The 19215-nt window shown below is 54.5% G+C and carries 17 protein-coding genes, 16 tRNA genes and 1 rRNA gene; 30 read left to right on the top strand and 4 right to left on the bottom strand.

The features are described 5' to 3' along the window. Nucleotides 1–7: 7 nt before the first annotated feature. The 17 genes from rrf to AC3Y2E_RS32710 all read left to right on the top strand — a co-directional run bounded on the left by rrf (nucleotide 8) and on the right by AC3Y2E_RS32710 (nucleotide 1655). Nucleotides 8–124 (top strand): 5S ribosomal RNA (gene rrf, locus AC3Y2E_RS32790). Between the two features lie 13 nt (nucleotides 125–137). Beyond that, nucleotides 138–213, top strand: a tRNA-Asn gene (locus AC3Y2E_RS32785). Between the two features lie 3 nt (nucleotides 214–216). Next, nucleotides 217–304, top strand: a tRNA-Ser gene (locus AC3Y2E_RS32780). Nucleotides 305–316: 12 nt separating this feature from the next. Then, a tRNA-Glu gene (locus AC3Y2E_RS32775) sits at nucleotides 317–391 on the top strand. Nucleotides 392–471: 80 nt separating this feature from the next. Then, nucleotides 472–547, top strand: a tRNA-Val gene (locus AC3Y2E_RS32770). A gap of 16 nt (nucleotides 548–563) precedes the next feature. Then, nucleotides 564–637 (top strand) — tRNA-Met (locus AC3Y2E_RS32765). A 17-nt stretch (nucleotides 638–654) separates the two neighbouring features. Further along, nucleotides 655–731, top strand: a tRNA-Asp gene (locus AC3Y2E_RS32760). A 21-nt stretch (nucleotides 732–752) separates the two neighbouring features. Then, a tRNA-Phe gene (locus AC3Y2E_RS32755) sits at nucleotides 753–828 on the top strand. A gap of 11 nt (nucleotides 829–839) precedes the next feature. Further along, nucleotides 840–915: transfer RNA gene (locus AC3Y2E_RS32750), tRNA-Thr, on the top strand. A 5-nt stretch (nucleotides 916–920) separates the two neighbouring features. Further along, a tRNA-Tyr gene (locus AC3Y2E_RS32745) sits at nucleotides 921–1006 on the top strand. 29 nt (nucleotides 1007–1035) lie between these two features. After that, nucleotides 1036–1109: transfer RNA gene (locus AC3Y2E_RS32740), tRNA-Trp, on the top strand. Between the two features lie 20 nt (nucleotides 1110–1129). Beyond that, nucleotides 1130–1205: transfer RNA gene (locus tag AC3Y2E_RS32735), tRNA-His, on the top strand. A gap of 18 nt (nucleotides 1206–1223) precedes the next feature. After that, nucleotides 1224–1295, top strand: a tRNA-Gln gene (locus tag AC3Y2E_RS32730). Between the two features lie 30 nt (nucleotides 1296–1325). Then, nucleotides 1326–1400: transfer RNA gene (locus tag AC3Y2E_RS32725), tRNA-Gly, on the top strand. Between the two features lie 10 nt (nucleotides 1401–1410). Next, nucleotides 1411–1484: transfer RNA gene (locus tag AC3Y2E_RS32720), tRNA-Cys, on the top strand. 10 nt (nucleotides 1485–1494) lie between these two features. Beyond that, nucleotides 1495–1568 (top strand) — tRNA-Arg (locus AC3Y2E_RS32715). Nucleotides 1569–1576: 8 nt separating this feature from the next. Then, nucleotides 1577–1655 (top strand) — tRNA-Leu (locus AC3Y2E_RS32710). 291 nt (nucleotides 1656–1946) lie between these two features. Here AC3Y2E_RS32710 and AC3Y2E_RS32705 read toward each other — a convergent pair. Continuing rightward, entirely contained in the window at nucleotides 1947–2825 is an 879-nt protein-coding gene (locus tag AC3Y2E_RS32705) for an AraC family transcriptional regulator (RefSeq protein ID WP_190925947.1), read from the bottom strand. Nucleotides 2826–3006: 181 nt separating this feature from the next. Here AC3Y2E_RS32705 and AC3Y2E_RS32700 point away from each other — a divergent pair, with 181 nt between their 5' ends. The 3 genes from AC3Y2E_RS32700 to AC3Y2E_RS32690 all read left to right on the top strand — a co-directional run bounded on the left by AC3Y2E_RS32700 (nucleotide 3007) and on the right by AC3Y2E_RS32690 (nucleotide 5946). Continuing rightward, nucleotides 3007–4119, top strand: a complete 1113-nt coding sequence (locus AC3Y2E_RS32700; protein ID WP_379217457.1) for a Gfo/Idh/MocA family protein — start codon at nucleotides 3007–3009, stop codon at nucleotides 4117–4119. A 156-nt stretch (nucleotides 4120–4275) separates the two neighbouring features. Beyond that, nucleotides 4276–4644 carry an ArsR/SmtB family transcription factor gene (locus tag AC3Y2E_RS32695; protein ID WP_190925943.1) on the top strand — a complete coding sequence of 123 codons (369 nt, stop codon included), beginning with the start codon at nucleotides 4276–4278 and terminating at the stop codon, nucleotides 4642–4644. A 282-nt stretch (nucleotides 4645–4926) separates the two neighbouring features. Further along, the gene (locus tag AC3Y2E_RS32690; protein WP_379217456.1) at nucleotides 4927–5946 is read left to right on the top strand and encodes an HD-GYP domain-containing protein; all 1020 of its coding nucleotides are present in this window, start codon (nucleotides 4927–4929) and stop codon (nucleotides 5944–5946) included. A 349-nt stretch (nucleotides 5947–6295) separates the two neighbouring features. Here the strand turns inward: AC3Y2E_RS32690 and AC3Y2E_RS32685 are convergent, their stop codons facing one another. Together AC3Y2E_RS32685 and AC3Y2E_RS32680 are read right to left on the bottom strand one after the other, a co-directional pair. After that, the gene (locus tag AC3Y2E_RS32685) at nucleotides 6296–9562 is read right to left on the bottom strand and encodes an ATP-binding protein (RefSeq protein ID WP_379217455.1); all 3267 of its coding nucleotides are present in this window, start codon (nucleotides 9560–9562) and stop codon (nucleotides 6296–6298) included. A 113-nt stretch (nucleotides 9563–9675) separates the two neighbouring features. Then, nucleotides 9676–9768 carry a sporulation protein YjcZ gene (locus AC3Y2E_RS32680; RefSeq protein ID WP_190925937.1) on the bottom strand — a complete coding sequence of 31 codons (93 nt, stop codon included), beginning with the start codon at nucleotides 9766–9768 and terminating at the stop codon, nucleotides 9676–9678. A gap of 235 nt (nucleotides 9769–10003) precedes the next feature. Here AC3Y2E_RS32680 and AC3Y2E_RS32675 point away from each other — a divergent pair, with 235 nt between their 5' ends. Continuing rightward, nucleotides 10004–11185, top strand: coding sequence for a GNAT family N-acetyltransferase (locus AC3Y2E_RS32675; RefSeq protein WP_190925935.1), 1182 nt, complete (start codon nucleotides 10004–10006; stop codon nucleotides 11183–11185). 12 nt (nucleotides 11186–11197) lie between these two features. Here the strand turns inward: AC3Y2E_RS32675 and AC3Y2E_RS32670 are convergent, their stop codons facing one another. After that, nucleotides 11198–11647 carry a hypothetical protein gene (locus AC3Y2E_RS32670; RefSeq protein WP_379217454.1) on the bottom strand — a complete coding sequence of 150 codons (450 nt, stop codon included), beginning with the start codon at nucleotides 11645–11647 and terminating at the stop codon, nucleotides 11198–11200. A 346-nt stretch (nucleotides 11648–11993) separates the two neighbouring features. Between AC3Y2E_RS32670 and AC3Y2E_RS32665 the strand changes: the two genes are divergently transcribed. From AC3Y2E_RS32665 to AC3Y2E_RS32625, 9 genes are all read left to right on the top strand, one after another. Next, on the top strand, nucleotides 11994–12293 hold the full coding sequence (locus tag AC3Y2E_RS32665; protein WP_190925931.1) for a LiaF transmembrane domain-containing protein: 300 nt from the start codon (nucleotides 11994–11996) through the stop codon (nucleotides 12291–12293). 54 nt (nucleotides 12294–12347) lie between these two features. Continuing rightward, a complete protein-coding gene (locus AC3Y2E_RS32660; RefSeq protein WP_379217453.1) occupies nucleotides 12348–13022 on the top strand; it encodes a PspA/IM30 family protein in 675 nt (224 codons plus the stop codon). Then, complete coding sequence (locus AC3Y2E_RS32655) at nucleotides 13019–13456, top strand: PspC domain-containing protein (RefSeq protein ID WP_379217459.1); 438 nt, start codon at nucleotides 13019–13021, stop codon at nucleotides 13454–13456. Before AC3Y2E_RS32660 ends, AC3Y2E_RS32655 begins: the two co-directional genes overlap by 4 nt. 3 nt (nucleotides 13457–13459) lie before the next feature. Then, nucleotides 13460–14152, top strand: a complete 693-nt coding sequence (locus AC3Y2E_RS32650) for a PspA/IM30 family protein (protein WP_190925927.1) — start codon at nucleotides 13460–13462, stop codon at nucleotides 14150–14152. A gap of 128 nt (nucleotides 14153–14280) precedes the next feature. After that, complete coding sequence (gene liaF, locus AC3Y2E_RS32645) at nucleotides 14281–14928, top strand: cell wall-active antibiotics response protein LiaF (protein ID WP_379217452.1); 648 nt, start codon at nucleotides 14281–14283, stop codon at nucleotides 14926–14928. A 38-nt stretch (nucleotides 14929–14966) separates the two neighbouring features. Continuing rightward, nucleotides 14967–16028, top strand: coding sequence for a HAMP domain-containing sensor histidine kinase (locus tag AC3Y2E_RS32640; protein WP_379217458.1), 1062 nt, complete (start codon nucleotides 14967–14969; stop codon nucleotides 16026–16028). Next, nucleotides 15997–16638: a response regulator gene (locus tag AC3Y2E_RS32635; RefSeq protein ID WP_379217451.1), complete on the top strand. Its 642-nt coding sequence runs from the start codon at nucleotides 15997–15999 to the stop codon at nucleotides 16636–16638. The genes AC3Y2E_RS32640 and AC3Y2E_RS32635 overlap by 32 nt, the downstream gene beginning before the upstream one ends. Before the next feature lie 170 nt (nucleotides 16639–16808). Continuing rightward, the gene (locus AC3Y2E_RS32630; protein ID WP_190925921.1) at nucleotides 16809–17519 is read left to right on the top strand and encodes a GntR family transcriptional regulator; all 711 of its coding nucleotides are present in this window, start codon (nucleotides 16809–16811) and stop codon (nucleotides 17517–17519) included. Between the two features lie 385 nt (nucleotides 17520–17904). Next, on the top strand, nucleotides 17905–19089 hold the full coding sequence (locus tag AC3Y2E_RS32625; RefSeq protein ID WP_379217450.1) for a M20 family metallopeptidase: 1185 nt from the start codon (nucleotides 17905–17907) through the stop codon (nucleotides 19087–19089). Nucleotides 19090–19215: the final 126 nt, after the last annotated feature.

Here is a 19215-nt window from a genome sequence, read left to right as displayed (position 1 = left end):
ATAATCGTTTGGTGATGATGGCGGAGGGGATCCACGCGTTCCCATCCCGAACACGACCGTTAAGCCCTCCAGCGCCGATGGTACTTGGACCGCAGGGTCCTGGGAGAGTAGGACGTTGCCAAGCGATTCACACATATTCCCTGATAGCTCAGTTGGTAGAGCACTCGGCTGTTAACCGAGTTGTCACAGGTTCGAGTCCTGTTCGGGGAGCCATCTGGAGAGATGTCCGAGTGGCCGAAGGAGCACGATTGGAAATCGTGTAGGCGTCAAAAGCGTCTCGAGGGTTCAAATCCCTCTCTCTCCGTTCTTCTTGTAAGGCCCGTTGGTCAAGGGGTTAAGACACCTCCCTTTCACGGAGGTAACAGGGGTTCGAATCCCCTACGGGTCACCATAAATCTTCAAAAAGCCAAAAAAAGTAGTTGCAATTTGGTCTCAAACTTGTTATATTAGAACTTGTCACTTCAACAACATGGACGCTTAGCTCAGCTGGGAGAGCATCTGCCTTACAAGCAGAGGGTCGGCGGTTCGATCCCGTCAGCGTCCACCATATACCTTTTTAACGACGCGGGGTGGAGCAGCCCGGTAGCTCGTCGGGCTCATAACCCGAAGGCCGCAGGTTCAAATCCTGCCCCCGCAATTAGCTTTACCAAGTATGGAGCTGTGGTGTAGTGGCCTAACATGCCTGCCTGTCACGCAGGAGACCGCGGGTTCGAATCCCGTCAGCTCCGCCATTTTAACAACCTCATACTTGAGGCTCGGTAGCTCAGTCGGTAGAGCAGAGGACTGAAAATCCTCGTGTCGGCGGTTCGATTCCGTCCCGAGCCACCATGTATGCATATGCCGCTGTAGCTCAATTGGTAGAGCAACTGACTTGTAATCAGTAGGTTGGGGGTTCAAGTCCTCTCGGCGGCACCACTCATGGAGGATTAGCGAAGTGGCCAAACGCAGCAGACTGTAAATCTGTTCTCTGACGAGTTCGGTGGTTCGAATCCATCATCCTCCACCATTTAATAATACCGATCAGGTATACCATATAGGGGCATAGTTTAAAGGTAGAACAGCGGTCTCCAAAACCGTTAGTGTGGGTTCAATTCCTGCTGCCCCTGCCAGAAGAATATATTATAATATGGCGGTCGTGGCGAAGGGGTTAACGCACCGGATTGTGGCTCCGGCATTCGTGGGTTCAAGTCCCATCGATCGCCCCATATTTTACTAAAACCTATTGGGGATTAGCCAAGCGGTAAGGCAACGGACTTTGACTCCGTCATTCCCAGGTTCGAATCCTGGATCCCCAGTATTTCCTTTATAAGCTTGATCATATTTATGCGGACGTGGCTCAGTGGTAGAGCATCGCCTTGCCAAGGCGAGGGTCGCGAGTTCGAATCTCGTCGTCCGCTCCATATGTATTACGGCGCCATAGCCAAGTGGTAAGGCAAAGCTCTGCAAAAGCTCTACCCCCAGTTCGAATCTGGGTGGCGCCTCCACAACCATCATGTGCCCTTAGCTCAGCTGGATAGAGCGTTTGACTACGAATCAAAAGGTCAGGAGTTCGAATCTCTTAGGGCACGCTTTTTTTGCCGGTGTGGCGGAATGGCAGACGCGCGCGACTCAAAATCGTGAGGGAAACCGTGGGGGTTCAAGTCCCTTCACCGGCATTGGTATGAAGAAATGCTCTTAGGTAACTGTTGCCTGAGGGCCTTTTTTGTTTTCTCTGCTTATTTAGTTCAGGTTGTCCCGAAAGTGCTCGCATGACAGAGGAATGCCCCCGTTACAAATGAAAGGACTTCAGCCTCCACGTAACCGTGGAAGATGAGGTCCTTTTTTTTGAGGCAAATCGGTTCTGGATGAGGCGCACAAATCGCAACATGATTTTGGAGACAGCCCCTAGTTCCCTGTATGATAGCGGAGCAGTTACGATAGTGGTTCTGAACATGGGCCACAGCACGCTATGTTTTGATCCTCCCGCGAACCGACTTGGCGTATTCGGAAGGCGTCATGCCGGTGGAGCGCTTGAATGTTTTGGAAAAGACATGCACGCTGCTAAAGCCGACCATGGAGGCGATCTCGGTAAAATTACACATCGCTTCGCGAATCAATAGTTTGGCCCGCTCGAGCTTGAGGTGTGTGAAATACTCCATAATCGTCTGTCCGGTGTGATGCTTGAATACGTCCTTAAGCCGAGTCTTCGATACCCGCAGCGCTTCGCTGAGCTGTTCCAGCGTGAGGGTGGAGCCAATCGATGCGTTTAACTGCTCGATGATTTTCGCGGTCAGCTGGTCTTCTTCTTTCTCTTTGGCGGCGAACGACAGCGGCCGTGTCCAGGCCGAACGGTCGTCTCTGCGGAGAAGACGGATCAGGAACATTTCCAGATACAGCTTCACCATCTGCTCGGCGCCTACTGCTGCGTCCGGACGACGGGAGAGCGGATACTGAAATGGAAAGTGAAATGCTCCTGCTCCCTCCTGCACGATCTTGGCAAGCAAATTCCGCTCTTCGTCGTCGAGCCGGATTACCGCTTCCTCAAACCGCTTCATAGCCGGCGAATAACAGTCGAACGTCAGTACGATGACGTTGGGCGCTTTATCGTTTTTGGCATAGAACCGATGGAACTCGTTAGGCTTATGAAAAATAATAGTCCCTTGGCTGATGAGATACGAACGTTCGTCCGCCCACACCTCGATCTCGCCTTTGTCGACATAAAGAAGCTCCCAGAAATCGTGCGATTCCCCGTAGAAAATAAAGTGTTTGCCGAACTCATAATAATACATCGTAATCATTTCGTTGATTATAATCGCCGGTTCCAGCCGCGTCCGTACATAGTCCATGGTCGTACTGCTCCGTTCTTCTAACGTTGTGTTCATCATATCGCACAATCCGGTATGTTGAAAAGCCGGAATCTTCCGCCCGATTCGTCCAAAATTGTGGCTTCCGAGACAAAGATTTGCCCGCAGTTTACTCTTACAATAAGGGGGAACAAAGGAACAAGCAATGGGGAGGTCGCCAATAATGAATGTGGGAGTTATCGGGTACGGCAACCGGATCAAGTCGGTTATCGCCAGCATCCAGAAAGTCGATCCGTCCGTCGTCATCAAGGCGGTAGCGGATATTCGCAAAGACGCATTGAAGGCGGATGAAGGACATATTCAGCTGTACGATACGCCGGAGGCTATGATGGCTTCGGAGAAGCTGGACGGAATTATGATCGGCACGCGCTGCTCGCTGCATACCGAAATGGCGCTGAAGGTGCTGCCTACCGGGATTCCGCTGTTTATGGAGAAGCCGGTGGCGACTACGCTCGAAGATGCGCGCAGGCTGAAAGCCGGTTATGAGGCGGGGAAAAGCAAAGTCGTCGTGTCCTTTCCGCTTCGCGTAACGACGATCGTGCAGAAAGTAAAGGAGATCATCGATTCGGGCATCATCGGCACGGTCGAGCATGTTCAGGCGGTGAATAACGTTCCGTATGGCGGCGTATATTTCCACCATTGGTACCGGGATGAGGAGGAAACGAAAGGGCTGTTTCTTCAAAAAGCCACTCATGATTTCGATTACATTACGTACATTCTCGGGAAAGAACCGGTCGAAGTCGCGGCGATGGTTTCCAAGCAAATTTTCAAAGGAACGAAGCCGGCCGGTCAAAAATGTGTGGACTGCGAGGAGAACCAGACATGTCCGGATAGTCTCGTTCACGGAACCCAGAAAAACAGCAGCTGGGAGTATTGCTGTTTCGCCGAGGATACCGGCAATGAGGATTCCGGAAGCGCTCTGATCCGTTACGACACAGGGATGCACGTATCGTATTCGCAGAACTTCTTTGTCCGCAGAGAAGCGGGTGCCCGCGGAGCCCGGTTCATGGGTTACAAGGGAACGGTCGAATTCGATTTTTATACGAAGGAAATTAAGGTCGTCATGCATCATGAGCCGTCCGTTCAAACACACCGGTTCGATGCCGCCAACGACCATTTCGGTGGAGATGCTGTATTGGCCCAGAACTTTATTGATTTGATGCAAGGAAAGGAAAACTCGGTGAGTGATTTGGGATCAGGTTTAACGAGCGCGCTGTTATGCTTGAAAGCACGAGAATCGGCTCTGACCGGAACGTTCCAGAAGCTGGTGTGGTAACCCGCAGGGCTAATAAAAGCTTCCTTCATCCCGGGAACGTATAAGCGGCCGAAAGCAAGACATGTACAATATTCCCGACGGTAGCAGCCGGACGTCCGTTTCTGGTATAATGGATGGTATCAAGTCAAGACGGCTCGCAAAGGCGGTGAACTTCCAATGTCTTCAATATCGGCGGATTTGTGCGAAGAAACTTGCAGCGGTTCGGAGTCTGCGGAATGGGAAACGGTGAAGCAGCGGATGCTGCCCGACGATTCCGTACTGAAGCTGGCCGATCTGTTCAAAGCGTTGGGCGATCCGACCCGGGTCAAGCTCATCTATGCGCTTATGCAGCGGGAGTTATGCGTGCACGACTTGTCGAGCGTGCTTGACATGGGGCAATCCGCGGTGTCCCATCAGCTCCGGTATTTGCGGAACATGCGGATCGTGAAGCGGCGCAAGGCAGGCAAGACGGTGTATTATTCGCTGGATGACGCTCATATCGAACAAATCTTTGAGCAGACGCTTCATCATATTCATCACGAATGACTCTCGTATCCCGATACGGGAGTTTTTCTTTATCGTTACAGAATTCGGCAGGATCACATACAGGAGAAGAAACTGGCTCGCAAAAGGCAGTTGTTCTTGAAGCCGTTTTAGTTTTTTACTTCGAATTGATCTATTCATGAAGTAAACTTTAGATTGCCAGTAATGTCCAACAATATTGAAAAGTGGTATAATGATGGATAAGTTGTTAGTCTTCGGCAGTAGTGCGCTGCGGTCGTAACTTGCAAAGTTAGGGCCAGAGGGCCATGGTAGGTGAATCCGGCAATGAGACTTGAGGATCTAGTCGGCCGCAAGCTGAAGAAGGATCTGATTCTAGGTAACGGCTTAGTACTGATTCCGGCTGGAACCGTTCTAGAGAACGAGCAGATGGACTTTCTGGGCCGCCATTATATCGGGCTGGACCGGCTGGAGCTTGAGCCCATAAGCGAACCGGAGCGTCCCTTAGTGACGAATGAGCCGCTTATTAACCAGGCGACGCAAGAAATTCGCGAAGTGTTCCATTATATGCGCCGAACGGGCAAAGTTCCGATGGAGGAAGTGCAAAGGAGCATTCTTCCGACGATCTCCCAGGCCGCGGAGTATCCAAGCTTATATAACGTGCTGTCGGGACTCCAGGCGAAGGACGACTATACATACAGACATAATATCGGTGTGGGCGTAATCTCCACGATGCTGGGCAAGTGGCTCCAGCTCGAAGACGAGATGCTTGGTCTGCTGACAACGGCGGCGACGCTGCACGATGTGGGCAAAATCCATATCGATGACGATCTGTTGAACAAGCCCGGGCGGTTTACTGACAAGGAATACGAGTTAATGAAAATGCATACGATATTCGGCCATGACATTATTAGCAATACGCCGGGTCTTCACCCGGATGTAGCGCTCGCCGCCCTGCAGCATCACGAGCGGGAGGATGGCAGAGGATACCCGTACGGCATCAATGGAAGTGAAATCGCTTACTTCAGTAAAATCGTAGCCGTCGCGGACGTCTTTCACGCGATGACTTCGAAGCGGGCGTATAAAGAAGCGTCCCCGTTTTACGAAGTGATGCAGCAGATGATAACGGACGGCTTCGGCAAGCTCGATCCGGTCATATGCAATCTGTTCGTTCATCGGATGATGGATATGTCTGTGGGCAGCGACGTCGTGCTTACGGACGGCCGGCAGGCGCGCATCCTGAACGTGCACCCCGGCGACCCCATTCATCCGTCCGTTCTTGCCGGTCACGATTACATCGACTTGCGAATGCACCGGCAGCTCCATATTAAGTCACTCGTAGGGTAGGAAGGGGCAAGCGGCGGGATTGTATACCCGATGAACAGGGAAGGGCAGCAACTGGGCTGGAACCCCGGAACGGCCGGAGCAGGGACCATTCCCCGAAGCGGAGAGCGGTGCGTGTACAGCGTATAGAGAAAGGGCCTCTTCCTTCAGTGCTCGCCATCCCGATCTCCATACAAAAGGACCTCGCATTCCACTGTAACGTGGAGGATGAGGTCCTTTTTTCCGATATGTCGGATGTTTAAGTTCATTACCGAACTAAAGGGTAAGGAGGGTCATCTCCTTGGACGAGTCAGCATGTTCAGCAGCGAGCGTCGCAAGTGCTTATTGCGGGTGACCGTTTGGACTTACCGCATCAATAAAAGATCGGCAGCGTAAAGCTGACCGTGCAGCCCTGCCCGGTATCGCTGTCCGCCCAAATGCGTCCCCCGTGATATTCGACGATTTCTTTCGCGATGGCGAGCCCCAGACCGCTCCCTTTGCCGGCGTTGTTCCGGGGCGTTCCTTTGTAGAACCGGTCGAAAATATAGGGCAGATCTTCCTTCGCTACGCCGGTTCCGCTGTCGCACACTTGGACGATCAGCTCGTCTTTGAAGGCGCGGCCGTTTTTTTTCTCGAAGATGATCTGGATCAGACCGTCGCGAGGCGTATATTTGAGCGCATTGAAAATCAGGTTGGCAAACACCTGGTCAAGCCGGTCTGCGTCCACATTCAAGACGACCGGCCGGTCGAGCGTGTCCTTAACTTCGAAACGGATACCGTGAGCGCTCACATCAAGCTCGAATTTCTCTTTGATTTGCCGGAGCAAGTCCTGCGCAGGCACTTCACGCATCCGAAACGCCGCCTGTCTCGATTCCAGCTGCGCCAGCTCGAACAAGTCCTGTATCAGCCGGTTGAGCGTAAGCGATTTGGAATGAATGAGCCGCAAATATTTGCTCATCTGCTCCGGTTCGGTCACGATGCCGTCGAGCATCGCCTCGACATATCCTTGGATCGAAGTAATCGGTGTGCGCAAATCGTGCGAGATGTTGGTCAGGAGCCGGATGCGCGACCGTTCGATGCGCTCCAGATCCTCGTTCATTTCCTCCAGCTGCTGCTTGGACTGCTGCAGGGATAAGGTCCGTTCGGCGATTTTCTCTTCCAGGTTATTGTTCAGCTCGGTTAATTGCTTGTTCAGCTTTTCGAGCTCGTCCGTATGCTGGTTGGCTTCCCGGATCGCCTGCTTGAGCGTAAGCAGCGTTTTTACCCGGGTAAGCAGCTCTTTTTTATCGATCGGCTTCATCATATAATCGTTAATTCCGGCGTCGAATCCTTCGTAGACGAATTCCGGCTTTTTCTCGGAGTACAGCATCATAATAGGCAGATCCATCAGCGAATAATGCCGGCGGATCGTTCTGCACACTTCAAACCCGGACATTTTCGGCATAAACGCATCCAAGATGATCAGATCCACCGAGCTGGTCTCGCTGATCGTCCGGATCGCCTGCAAGCCGGAGGTCGCCGTGCTGATCGCATAAGGCTCGAGCGACAGCTGATTGTACAGCACTTGCAGGTTAACAGGCTCGTCGTCAACGATGAGGATATGAGGCGCCCGTGACTTGGTCTCGCCCGCTTGGACCATCTGCTCGAGCAAATGTCCGATCGCCTGCAAATTCTGGTCGATCTCCTCGATCGGCATCGTGTACGCCCGGCTGGACGGCAAGGTGAATGTAAAAGTCATGCCGGCGTTATTCTCAGACTCTACCTGGAGATCGCCTCCGTGCATCTGGACGAGCTGGCGCGTCGTCGCCAGACTGATCTCCGAGCCTCCGGCATGCAGCCGCTCGGACCGGATCGCTTCGCGCAGATCGAACAGCTCCTCGCGGGATAACATCACCCCGGCATTCGATACGCAGATCTCGACCCGTTCCCCGGCTTCGCGGGCGGAGACGGCAATGACGCCGGATTGCGACTGCTTCACCGAGAACGAGATCAGATGGACGAGCATCTGCTGAAGATGGGCTTCGTCGGCGACTACATAAGGAATATCGGGCCCTATATCGTTACGCAGAACGACGTTCTGACCGATTAGCAGCGGTTTGCTGGCGGACAGCACCACCTGGGTCATCTGCTGCAAATCGACCGGCTTTTTGCGGATCGGCATCGTCTCCCGGTCGCGAAGCTGATAAAAGTCCAGCAGGTCGTTGACCATTGCCGTCAGCCGCCTGCCGCTGCCCGCGATAACCGACAGGTTGGAGCGCTGCACCGGGCTCATGCCCGCTGCCGAATGCTCCAGCATCGATTCGGCCAGCCCGACGATCGTACCGAGCGGGACGCGTAGCTCCTGGGACGTATGGGTCAGAAATTCATCCTTCAGCCGGTCGGCGGACAACAGCTTGCGACTCAATTCCTCCACCTTGGCGAACGCGTCCGAGAATGCGCGCGACAGCATGTACGTCTGGACGATGACAAAGATGAACAAACCGTATGCGGACAGGCTGCCGGTATGGAGCAGGCCGTTGTAATACAGCAGATCGTTCATAACGGTGAGCGCATATACCGCTCCCGCCGTACTGAACGGAATCGCTCCTTTCCGGTTTTGCCTGATCGCTTGCAGAAGCACGTACATCATATACAGCACCGAGCTGAGCACGTAAGCCTGGAACAGAAACAGAATGTACGTATAGACGATTGCCGGGAACACCGCAATCGTCACTGCGGCCGTGACCGCGAATAGATCCATCAGCCGAATCCAGCGCTCCGATACTTCCGCCGGGTAAGAATGATACAAGAAGCGGAGGAATACCGGGACGCACGCCACCATGCCTATGTATTCGATCTTGCGCGACAGCTCCCAAGGAAAATCGGGGGCCAGGAGGGCGAGCAGCACTTCCCCGACGACCAGCAGCCGCAAGCTTGTGAGGAAGCAGTACAGGCCGAAATACAAGGCAAGCTTATTTTTTTTGCGGAACCAGTACAAGCTGATATGATAAATGCCGGCGAGCAGCAGACACCCGAATATAAAGGCGTCGAAGCTGTTGCGCAGATTCGTTAAGCCGGCGATTTGCCGGTCGGTGCCGATCTCGATGGATGCCCATATTCCGCCTTTGCGCTGGACGAAGTTAGAGATCTGAAATAAGATTTCCGCATTTGCGCCGGAAGACTGGAAGTATACGGTTCGCACCGATTCTTCCGGTACGGTGCCGGAGCTGCTGGTGCTTGCGATGCCGCTCTCCGCGGCAGCTTGTCCGTTAATCCACAGCTTGTAGGCGGAAGCGACGGGCGGTATACGCAGCGCAGTGATCCCGCTGTCCTGCGGCAGCTGAACGATAAGCCGGAACGTGGCGAAGTCGGCTCCGCTCCGGGCCTCCCATGATTTGGGGACCGGATAATATTCGGGCTCCCGAAGCTGAGGCGATTGAAAATGTTCCGGTTCAAGAAATTGGTTCCAATATACTTCCCATTCGCCGTCCAGGCGAAACGTGCCGTATTGACTGAAGTTCCATAACGAGGCGTTCAGTATGCCTTGCTCGGCTACCGGCTGCTTCGGAAACGTGCGCGAGCTGGATGACGGAGTATAGATGATAAGAGTGAGCAGGAGCAGCGCGAGTGCCGCAAGTAACGGTTTCAGCCTTTTGTTCATCGAATTCCCCGATAAAGTGTCATATTGGATACATGACTATATTTTAACACATAATGGGAGAGACCGGAGAGCTTCAATCTCCGGTCCGGTCAGGATGCATCTTCAAGTGTCGTTCAGCACCATCCCGCGCGAAGAACGATAACGAGCAGGATGTAGAGAACCAGGATCACGCCAGTTGATGTAAACAATCCTCCGACAGCACCCATACGCATCCTCCTTTCGAGCTGATGCTATTACGGTATTCCGCTCAAGTCCGCTTGGTCTGGATAGACGCCCGGCCGCAAACCGTTTTTTTAGCCGGTAACACCGGGGCATCCGGCTGCCCGGACCGGCCGATTGTCCCGCAGTTTGCACGGGATAGCTGTTCTTAATCCCCGCAGACTGGTAAAATAGGGGCAGCAACGATCATCATATTGACTTTCTTCGAAAGGGTGTCCTTATATGGATGGTATCCGCACGTTGAACCGCGATGAGCTGGATGAAAGCATCACGCTTTCCTGTTTTGCTTTTCAATACGAAGTGAGCGACGAGGAGCGGGAGCACCGCAAAACCCGGATGAATCCGGACCGGACTTGGGGATATTTTATAGAGGACAAGCTGGCCGCGAAAATTTATATTCATGATTTGCACGTTTACGTGCACGGCCGGCCCTTCCGGATGGGAGGGGTGGCGAGCGTCGCGACCTGGCCGGAATACAGACGGAAAGGGATGGTCTCGCAGCTGCTGAGGCGCGGCTTGGAGGCGATGAAGGAGGACGGTCAAACGTTATCCTGCCTAAGTCCGTTTTCCGTATCGTTTTACCGCAAATACGGCTGGGAGCTGTACACCGACTACAAAAAATATGAGCTGACATCCGCTCAGCTGCCGCGCGAAGATTTCTACAAAGGCCGCGTCGAACGGTCGGACCGGAACTGGGAGCTGCTGAACCGGGTATACGACCGGTACGCCCGCAGCTATAACGGCATGCTTGTGCGCGATGAAGGCTGGTGGAAGCATACCGTATTCAAGCAGAAGGGCGGGCAGGCGGCCGTTTATTTCGACGAAAGCGGCGAGCCGACCGGATATATGCTGTATACAGTCAAAAACCGCATGATGGACATCGGGGAATTGGTGTATGTGAACGACGATGCGCGGAAAGGGATGTGGCGTTTTATCGCCAATCACGATTCGATGTGTGAAAAAGTGAAGCTGAAGGCGCCTGCGGACGACGAGCTGCCGTTTCTGCTGGCCGATCCGAGGATTGTGCAGGAGACGGTTCCGTATTTCATGGCCCGGATCGTTGATTTCCAATCGTTCATAGAGCAGTATCCGTTCGAAGCTACGGGGAGCGGGCAAGAGCTGCGTATCCGGCTGAACGATGCAGACGCCCCATGGAACGACGCAACCTTTATCGTAAAGATCGACGGGTCGGGCCGGGCGACTGCAGAGAAGGAAACCGGCGGAGACGCCGGCTCCGCTCCGTATGCCGAGTGCGGAATCGGGACGATGACGGCGATGCTGATGGGTTATAAGCGTCCGGCCTTTATGGCGAGGACGGGGCGATTGGGCGGAAGCGCCGAAGAAGCGCTTCGCTGGGAGCGGGTCGTGCCGACAGGGGCGACGTATTTGCCGGATTATTATTAATCCGTCCTTCTTCTAGCGCCGGGCATTCCGAATCCATCTCTCCATAAATGGGCCGATATCGGCTCCGAGTAGGAATACTTTCGGACGGCCGTCCGGTTCAAGCAGCAGCAGTTTCGAGACTGCGGACTTGGAGGACGGGTCCCACATCAGATACAGCTCCGGGATCGGGCCGTCGAAGAAGGAGATGTTCGTTTCTAGCGGAGGACAACAACGGATTCTTATGATATAACCCCGCTTGGGAAGCAAATGCAGGCTCGTCGACAATCCGCGGACATCCGCGATCCATGATTCCGCCGCACGGCAAAGATCTGTAGTTGCGGGTACGCTGAGAGCAACCTCGCCGCGCGATACATCGAACAACTCTGCCCGGGAGCCGCCGCCGGCTTCGGGGCGGTCTCGTTCCGCAGCGATCAGCGGTTTCGCAGCCGCTATCGGGGAAGCGGCATGCGCGTGTGTACACAACCATAACGCCAGAGCGCCTAGCAGCAGCCTGTTCAGCCAGACCCCATCCTTCCCATCGTTTTCACGTTCTCCATCTTAGCTGGTTCCCCTATACTTTCACCCAACATTAACTGATCTATGCAAGTCCGCCAAACCCGGGAAACGCGCGCCGTTCCCGGGTTTTCGCGTATTGGCGCGGCCAGACGGCCCCATCGCGGGGCGTAAACGACGGTACCTTGAGACGGTCCCAGGCGCCCGACCAAGGTCCAGTGTCAAAAACCGTCGCGGGTCCGTTTTGACTAGACTGCGATTCGCCTAAAATAAAGACATAAGCGAGAGAGAAACAAACGAAAGGCGGTGAACATGAATGAAACTGAAAGGCAACGGCGGCTTAGCGGTTCTGCTGATCGCCTGCGGCGCCCTGATACTGCTGGCTAAGATCGGCTTCGGACTGGGCTTCCTAATGGGTTATTTGTTCCCGATCGCGCTTCTGGGACTCGGGTACTACGGAATCCGCAACGGCAGCAAGTTTTTCGGATGGGTCATCTTTATCATCGGCCTGTTCGCCCTGGTCGGCAAATTTTCCTGGCTGTTCGCGATCCTATTCGCGGTAGGGCTGATCTACTTCGGTATAACGCTTCTGAAACGAAACCAAAGAACCTACTAATCCCGATGCCGCTACCTTACACATAGATTCGAGGAGATAAAGGAGGATGGAGCAATGAGCCTGATGAGGCGGATGAGAGACATCACCGTCGCCACGCTGAATGAGCGGTTGGAGCAGGCGGAGGATCCGGTCAAGCTGATCGATCAATATTTGACCGCCCAGAAAGAACAAATCATGCAGTCCGAGAAAGTTCACCGCCAACTGATGGCCCATGCGGGTTCGCTTCGCCAGCAGGCGATGTCGGCGGAGCAGCTCAGGGACAAGCGTGAGCAGCAAGCGATGATCGCCTTGAAAGCCGGCGAAGATCATGTAGCCAAAATGGCGCTGCAAGAAAAGATTTTGCAGGAAGAGAAGTACGAGCAGTTCAAGGAACTGTACGAGCAAAGCAAGCTGTCCATCGTAGAGCTGGAAGAGCAACTGGATCAGCTCAAGCGGGATTTCGACGAAGTATTAAGCAAGCGACAATATTACATGGCGCGTCTCGAGTCGATCCGGCTGCAGAGGCATATGAACGAATCGCTGCGCGGCGGATACCCGGGAATCAGCGGCCGCACCTTTCACCGGCTGGAGGAACGCATCTCCGATCTGGAGCTGGAAACCAAGTCCTTGCGCGACGTCCGGCAGCTTGGCCGGGAAATGGCCCACGCAGGCAGCCAGATGCAGCAGGCGCTGGAGCGTGAGCTGTCCCAGCTGAAAAACAAGCTGGAGAAGGAAGGTTGGTTAAAATGAAGAAGCTGTACCGTTCCCAACGGGATAAGAAGTTGTTCGGCATATGCGGCGGCATGGCCGAGATGATGAACGTGGATGCGACGCTGCTTCGTCTGGTCATCGTAGTAACGACCTTTTTCACCGGCGGGGTGCTGATCCCGATTTATATTATCGCGGCACTGGTCATTCCGAAGGAGCCGGCGTTCGAGACGCCGCATATGGGCTCCTGGAACCCATACGGCGCAGGTTCTCAAGCTTACTCCGCTCCTCAGGGCGGTTACGGATTCCAGCAGGCGCCGGCTTATACGGCAGCACCTAGACCGAATGCAGCGCCTGCACCGGAATCGAACCCGAATCTGGATCACATGATGAAAGACATCGAAAGCAAAGCGATGTGGAACGAAATTCAAGAATTGAAAGCTAAACTGGCTAAATACGAGAAGGGAGACGTGTAAACAATGGGAGTTTTCAAACGGATTAAGGATATGACGAAGGCATCGATGAATGAGCTGCTGGATAAGGTGGAGGACCCGGTCGTGATGCTCAACCAGTATATTCGCGACATGGAGGAGGAGATCGCTCAGGCGGAAGTGACGGTTGCCCGTCAAATCGCCAACGAACGCAAGCTGCGGGAGCGCTTGAACGAATCGGCAAGACTGAGCGCCGATCGCGAAGCGAGAGCGGCCGATGCTCTGAAGAACGGTCACGAGGCTCAAGCCCGTCAAGCGTTGGAAGAGAAGCTGTATTACGATCAAAAAGTCGTCGAGTATACCGAAATGCATACCCAGTCCAAAGGTCAAGCCGACGAGCTGATGGCTCAGCTGCACCAGATGAAGGACGAGTACTACAAAATGCGCAATAAGCGCAACGAACTGGCCAGCCGTGCGGAGCTTGCCAAAGCGAAAAAGCAAATGTCGCAAGCTACGGTAACGAATTCGATCGATTCCGGCAGCGCGGCCCGCGGCTTCCATCGGATGGAAGAGAAAATCATCCAGCTTGAAGTTGAAGCCGAGATCGCCCGTACGCCTTATGTGCCGGCATCCGCGCTCCAATCGGTGCAAACGATCGACGCTGCGAAACAGCTGAAAATCGATGAGCAGATGGCCCGCCTGAAGGAAAAGCTGTCCGTAGGTACGCCTGCCGCAGAATAACTTTTGAAGCGGCAAACGAATTATGCTATTCTATTCAAGGAGCAAAGCCATAGGCGAAACGACTATCGCGCTATGGCTTTTCCCTTGTACCGCTGGGGCACTAGACGATACGCAAAGGAGGTGCGGCAATGGGAAATCGCAACCGCAACACGGCAATCGTGCTCATCGCAGCCGGGCTGTTCATCTTGGTCGAGCATTACGTCAGTTTTTTTACCATTGCCGCCCTGTTGTTCATCGCCCTTGGCATTTATAAAATAAGATCTTCTCCGGACAAGACCGGATACGTACTGCTCGCCGTTGGCGTCATCCTGATGTTTACCGGACACTTTACCTTTATCCTGTCGGTCGTGCTGATCTCGCTCGGACTGTTTTATATGAAGTCGAAGCAGTCGCACCGGGACGATTCCTATGTTCAGAGACAAACGTTTCTGGAAAGCTTCAAGCGGGACAAAGAACCGTGGGAGCTGAAGGATACGAGTATGTGGAACGTCGTCGGCGAGATTTACATGGATATGTCCCTCGTCATGCTGGACCAGAAAGAAACGACGGTCATTCTCCAAGGCGTGTTCGGGGACGTCGATATTATCGTGCCGGAATTTGTGGGAGTCAGCGTCAACGCCTCCGTGCTGGTCGGACAGATCAACGTCGGCCCCGAGAGGGAGACGGGACTGGTCAACAAAGTGATCTGGCAATCGCCGAATTACGACACTTCCGATCAAAAAGTGAAACTTCTCGTTTCCTATATCGTAGGGGATATAGATATCAAAATGGTGTAGCCGGGGGAGGATCGCACTTGAACAAGAAATTAACCAATATGATATGGCGCAGCATGGGCGAGTCGATCCTTCTCAGCCTTTTTTTGTTCGGAACGGTCGTATACGTTCTGAATTATTACGGTTATATAAGGCCGTTCACCGATTGGAAAGAGGGCATTACGATCAGCCTGCTTCTGATCGGTATTGTTGCCGTTCTGGGCGGGGCCTACGGGTATTGGTCGAGCAGCCGGACGAAGCGCCGTCTGGAGATGCTTCAGGACGCGATGCTTCATCTGGAAAAGGGGAACCTCAGCAAACCGGTCCCGGATCTCGGTCAGGACGAGATCGGCCGGATCGGGGAACAGCTCGGCCGGATCAGTACGAGGTGGGAGGAGCAGGTGTCGTCCCTCCAGCGGTTGTCGACGAACAATGCCGAATTGGCTGAGAAAGCCCGGCTGTCGGCGGTGGTGGAGGAACGACAGCGGCTCGCGCGGGAGCTGCACGATGCGGTAAGCCAGCAGCTGTTCGCGATTTCGATGACGGCGACGGCCGTCGGCCGGACGCTTGACAAAGATTTTGAGCGGGCGAAGCGGCAAATCGCGCTGATCGAAGAGATGTCGTCCGTCGCCCAGTCGGAGATGAGGGCGCTGCTGCTCCATCTGCGGCCGGTGCATCTGGAAGGCAAGCGTCTGTCCCAAGGGCTGATGGATCTGCTGCAGGAGCTTCAAGCGAAGGTGCCGATCGATATCGCCTGGGATATGGACGACGGGATACGGCTGCCGAAAGGGATCGAGGATCATCTGTTCCGGATCGTGCAAGAGGCGCTCTCCAACACGCTCCGGCATTCGAAGGCGAATCAGATGGAGCTGAAGCTTCATCGCCCGCTGGACAGCGTCAGGCTGTCGATTCGCGATAACGGGGTCGGGTTCGAGCTGGATGAGACGAAGCACGCTTCTTACGGAATTCAATCGATGAAGGAACGGGTCAACGAGATTGGCGGGTCGATCCAGTTCGTTACCGCTCCGGGCAAAGGAACCCGGATCGAAATTCGCGTGCCGATCTTGACCGAAGAAGGAGGAGAAACGTCCGATGGAGATAATCAAAGTCCTATTGGTGGATGATCACGAGATGGTGCGCATCGGCCTCGCCGCGGTGCTCGGAACCGAAGACGGAATCGAGGTGGTCGGCGAAGCGAGCAACGGTCTGGAAGGAATCCGGCTCGCCCAGGAGTACGATCCGGATGTCGTGCTTATGGATCTGGTCATGGACGGCATGGACGGCATTGAGACAACACGGAAGCTGCTGGAGCAGATACCCCATATCAAAGTCATCGTGCTGACCAGCTTCCTGGACGACGAGAAGATGTACCCGGTTATCGAGGCAGGCGCGTTCAGCTATTTGCTGAAGACGTCCCGGGCTTCGGAGATCGCCCAGGCGATCCGGGCGGCGGTGAAGGGCCAGTCCGTGCTGGAGCAGCAGGTGGCGGCCAAGATGATGAACCGGTTCCGCCAGCCGAAGCCGGCTTCCGAGCCTCACCATGAGCTGACGGACCGCGAGATGGAAGTGCTGCGGCTGATCGCGTCGGGCAAGTCCAATCAGGAAGTGGCAGACGAGCTGTTTATCGGAATTAAGACGGTGAAGTTCCACGTAACGAACATATTGGCCAAGCTGGGCGTCGACGACCGGACACAAGCGGCGATTTACGCCTTTAAGCACGGACTGGCGGAGTGACTTCCGGCTGGTTACGCTGTACGATTGCGGATGAAGAAAGAAGCTCTCATCTCCGGTGAGGGCTATTCGCCTATAGCAAAAGTTGACATAAAAATGTATATTATATACTATTGTATATATAATGAATGATAGGCGAACTAAAAGACGGATAACGAAGGACGGAGTTACGTATGGATCAACCGGTGCAAACACAGCCTCTAATTATTCAAAAGCAAAACATCAGCGAAGAGTTAGTCAAATATATTAAGCAGCAGATCATTACCGGCGAGCTGAACCCGGGCGACCGGATTGTGGAGACGAAGCTGGCGCGCGAGCTGGGAGTCAGCCAGACGCCGGTCCGGGAAGCGATCCGGCACCTGCACGGAGAAGGGATCATTACGATCGTTCCGAACAAAGGGCCGATGGTCCGCACGCTGGATATGAAGGATGTCTTCGAAATTTACTCGGTGCGCTCGATGCTTGAAGGACTGGCGATCCGGCTGGCGACCCAGCATGCGACCGACGAGCAGATCGCCGAGCTGGAATCGTTTTACGAGCAGATGAAACAAAAGCTGAACGACGACAGCGTGCCTTTCCTGCTGCACGACTCGACGCATATCCACAAAACGATTATCGACATGTCGGGCCATTCGCGGGTCATCTCGATGTACCAGTCGATCTCCTTCCAGATCTCGCTCGTCAACCGGCTGCTCGGCACGAAGTCGACGAAGCAGAAGGAAGTGGATCAGCATCTGGAGCTGATCGAGGCGCTGAAGAAGCGGGACCCGGATCAGGCGGAGCTGACGATGCGCAAGCATATTTTCCGGTCGTACCGCGATTTCGTCCAATTATCCGAGCAGAAAGGGCCGCAGCCCGAATTTGATCAGAAGCTGTGGCTGTAATGGCATCCGCCGCGATGAAATTTACTTGTTCAGCACGATGGTTATTTGTCCAAACCGAAAGCGCCCTGTCCTGATGCGACAGACCGGGCGCTTTTTTTAACGTTTAAAGTATTTCACTTTACTACGGGCTGCCGCTTCATCGAAGGAAGGTTCATGCGTCTAAGCAGGAATCTGGCCATGCCAGCATGGTCAAGGTGCAGCTTGAAATGGAAATAAACAGTAAAAAACAGGAATTGACGATATAGTATATATTATATATAATATTTCACAAGAGGAGATTTTCCGTTTGAGTAACTGCCGTCCGAAATCGCCAGCCGATCGAAAGCATGCTGCACGGACGGGATCACGGGAATCTGTTCTTTGCTGACGGCGAAGGGAGACCATTATGGCGGTTGAAGATTTGAACGAGAGACACCCGGCCTTACGCATTCTTGAAGATATGATCCGGATTCAAAGCGTCAATCCCCATTTCGACCCGGGAGGACGCGGCGAGGGCGATATGGCGGACTACATCGAGCGCCGGTGCGCCGCGGCCGGGCTGAAGGTGACGAGGCAGACCGTATTTCCGGGTCGGGATAATCTGATCATTGAGCTGCGAGTAGGCAAGCCGGACCAAACGCTGCTGTTCGAGGCTCACATGGACACCGTAACGCTGGGAGCGATGGAGAACGCGCTGGAGCCGGTGTACCGGGACGGGCGGCTGTATGGCCGGGGAGCGTGCGATACGAAAGGATCTTTGGCGGGGATGCTGTACGCCATGGAACGCTGCGCCGCGCAGCCCGGGCTGGCCGGAGGCGATCTGGTCCTGTGCGCATCGGTGGATGAGGAACATGCTTACCGGGGGCTTCTTGCCTTCCTGGAGCTGGATATACCGGTTGCCGGAGCCGTCGTCGGGGAACCGACGAAGCTCGGCATAACGGTAGCGAACAAAGGCTGTGTGCGCGTCGCGCTGACTACGCACGGGAAAGCGGCCCACAGCTCGATGCCCGCAGAGGGAGACAGCGCCATTATCCAGATGATGCGGGTCATCCGCTTCATCCATGAACGGCTGGAACCGGAGCTGGCCGCACGGGTTCATCCGCTGTGCGGCAGTCCGACGATTGTGGTCGGCACGATCCGGGGCGGAACGCAAATCAATATCGTACCGGACCGCTGTGTCATTGAAATCGACCGGCGTCTCATTCCGGGGGAACGGCCGGAGATCGTCGAGCATGAGCTGATCGAGCGTCTGGAGCGCGAATTGGCCTCTGAAGGCGTCAAGCTGACCGTAGAGCGGCTGCTGCTTGATTGGGCGCTCGATACCCCTCAGGAAGCGCCGATCGTCCAGGCGGCCCGGGAGGCGGCTTCAGGCGTTGGCCTGAGCGACCGGCTGCAGGGCGTTACGTACGGCTGCGATGCCAGCAAGCTCCAGGAGCTGCGGGGAATTCCCTCGATCGTGTACGGTCCCGGTTCGATCGCCGAGGCGCATACGAATCACGAGTGGGTACCGATATCGGACGTGGAGCAAGCCGCGGAATTTTATTTGCAGCTCGCCCGGACGTTCGGGCGTTTGGGAGCGGTTAAAGGTTGAATATGAAGCCAGCTTTTGATTTCGCAAAAGCTCAGTATATGCTTACGAAGTCAACCTTTGCTTAAGCAAAGGTTCGGTGAATGCTTACGAAGCCAGCTTTTGCTAGCGCAAAAGCTCTCAGGAGGT

The organism is Paenibacillus sp. MAH-35, assembly GCF_058135425.1.
This window is presented reverse-complemented; position numbering and strand designations above follow the sequence as displayed.

Coding starts and splice junctions, on each gene's coding strand:
- AC3Y2E_RS32705 (WP_190925947.1), bottom strand. CDS start 2,825: ATGGACTATGTACGGACGCGGCTGGAACCGGCGATTATAATCAACGAA.
- AC3Y2E_RS32700 (WP_379217457.1), top strand. CDS start 3,007: ATGAATGTGGGAGTTATCGGGTACGGCAACCGGATCAAGTCGGTTATC.
- AC3Y2E_RS32695 (WP_190925943.1), top strand. CDS start 4,276: ATGTCTTCAATATCGGCGGATTTGTGCGAAGAAACTTGCAGCGGTTCG.
- AC3Y2E_RS32690 (WP_379217456.1), top strand. CDS start 4,927: ATGAGACTTGAGGATCTAGTCGGCCGCAAGCTGAAGAAGGATCTGATT.
- AC3Y2E_RS32685 (WP_379217455.1), bottom strand. CDS start 9,562: ATGAACAAAAGGCTGAAACCGTTACTTGCGGCACTCGCGCTGCTCCTG.
- AC3Y2E_RS32680 (WP_190925937.1), bottom strand. CDS start 9,768: ATGGGTGCTGTCGGAGGATTGTTTACATCAACTGGCGTGATCCTGGTT.
- AC3Y2E_RS32675 (WP_190925935.1), top strand. CDS start 10,004: ATGGATGGTATCCGCACGTTGAACCGCGATGAGCTGGATGAAAGCATC.
- AC3Y2E_RS32665 (WP_190925931.1), top strand. CDS start 11,994: ATGAAACTGAAAGGCAACGGCGGCTTAGCGGTTCTGCTGATCGCCTGC.
- AC3Y2E_RS32660 (WP_379217453.1), top strand. CDS start 12,348: ATGAGCCTGATGAGGCGGATGAGAGACATCACCGTCGCCACGCTGAAT.
- AC3Y2E_RS32655 (WP_379217459.1), top strand. CDS start 13,019: ATGAAGAAGCTGTACCGTTCCCAACGGGATAAGAAGTTGTTCGGCATA.
- AC3Y2E_RS32650 (WP_190925927.1), top strand. CDS start 13,460: ATGGGAGTTTTCAAACGGATTAAGGATATGACGAAGGCATCGATGAAT.
- liaF (WP_379217452.1), top strand. CDS start 14,281: ATGGGAAATCGCAACCGCAACACGGCAATCGTGCTCATCGCAGCCGGG.
- AC3Y2E_RS32640 (WP_379217458.1), top strand. CDS start 14,967: ATGATATGGCGCAGCATGGGCGAGTCGATCCTTCTCAGCCTTTTTTTG.
- AC3Y2E_RS32635 (WP_379217451.1), top strand. CDS start 15,997: ATGGAGATAATCAAAGTCCTATTGGTGGATGATCACGAGATGGTGCGC.
- AC3Y2E_RS32630 (WP_190925921.1), top strand. CDS start 16,809: ATGGATCAACCGGTGCAAACACAGCCTCTAATTATTCAAAAGCAAAAC.
- AC3Y2E_RS32625 (WP_379217450.1), top strand. CDS start 17,905: ATGGCGGTTGAAGATTTGAACGAGAGACACCCGGCCTTACGCATTCTT.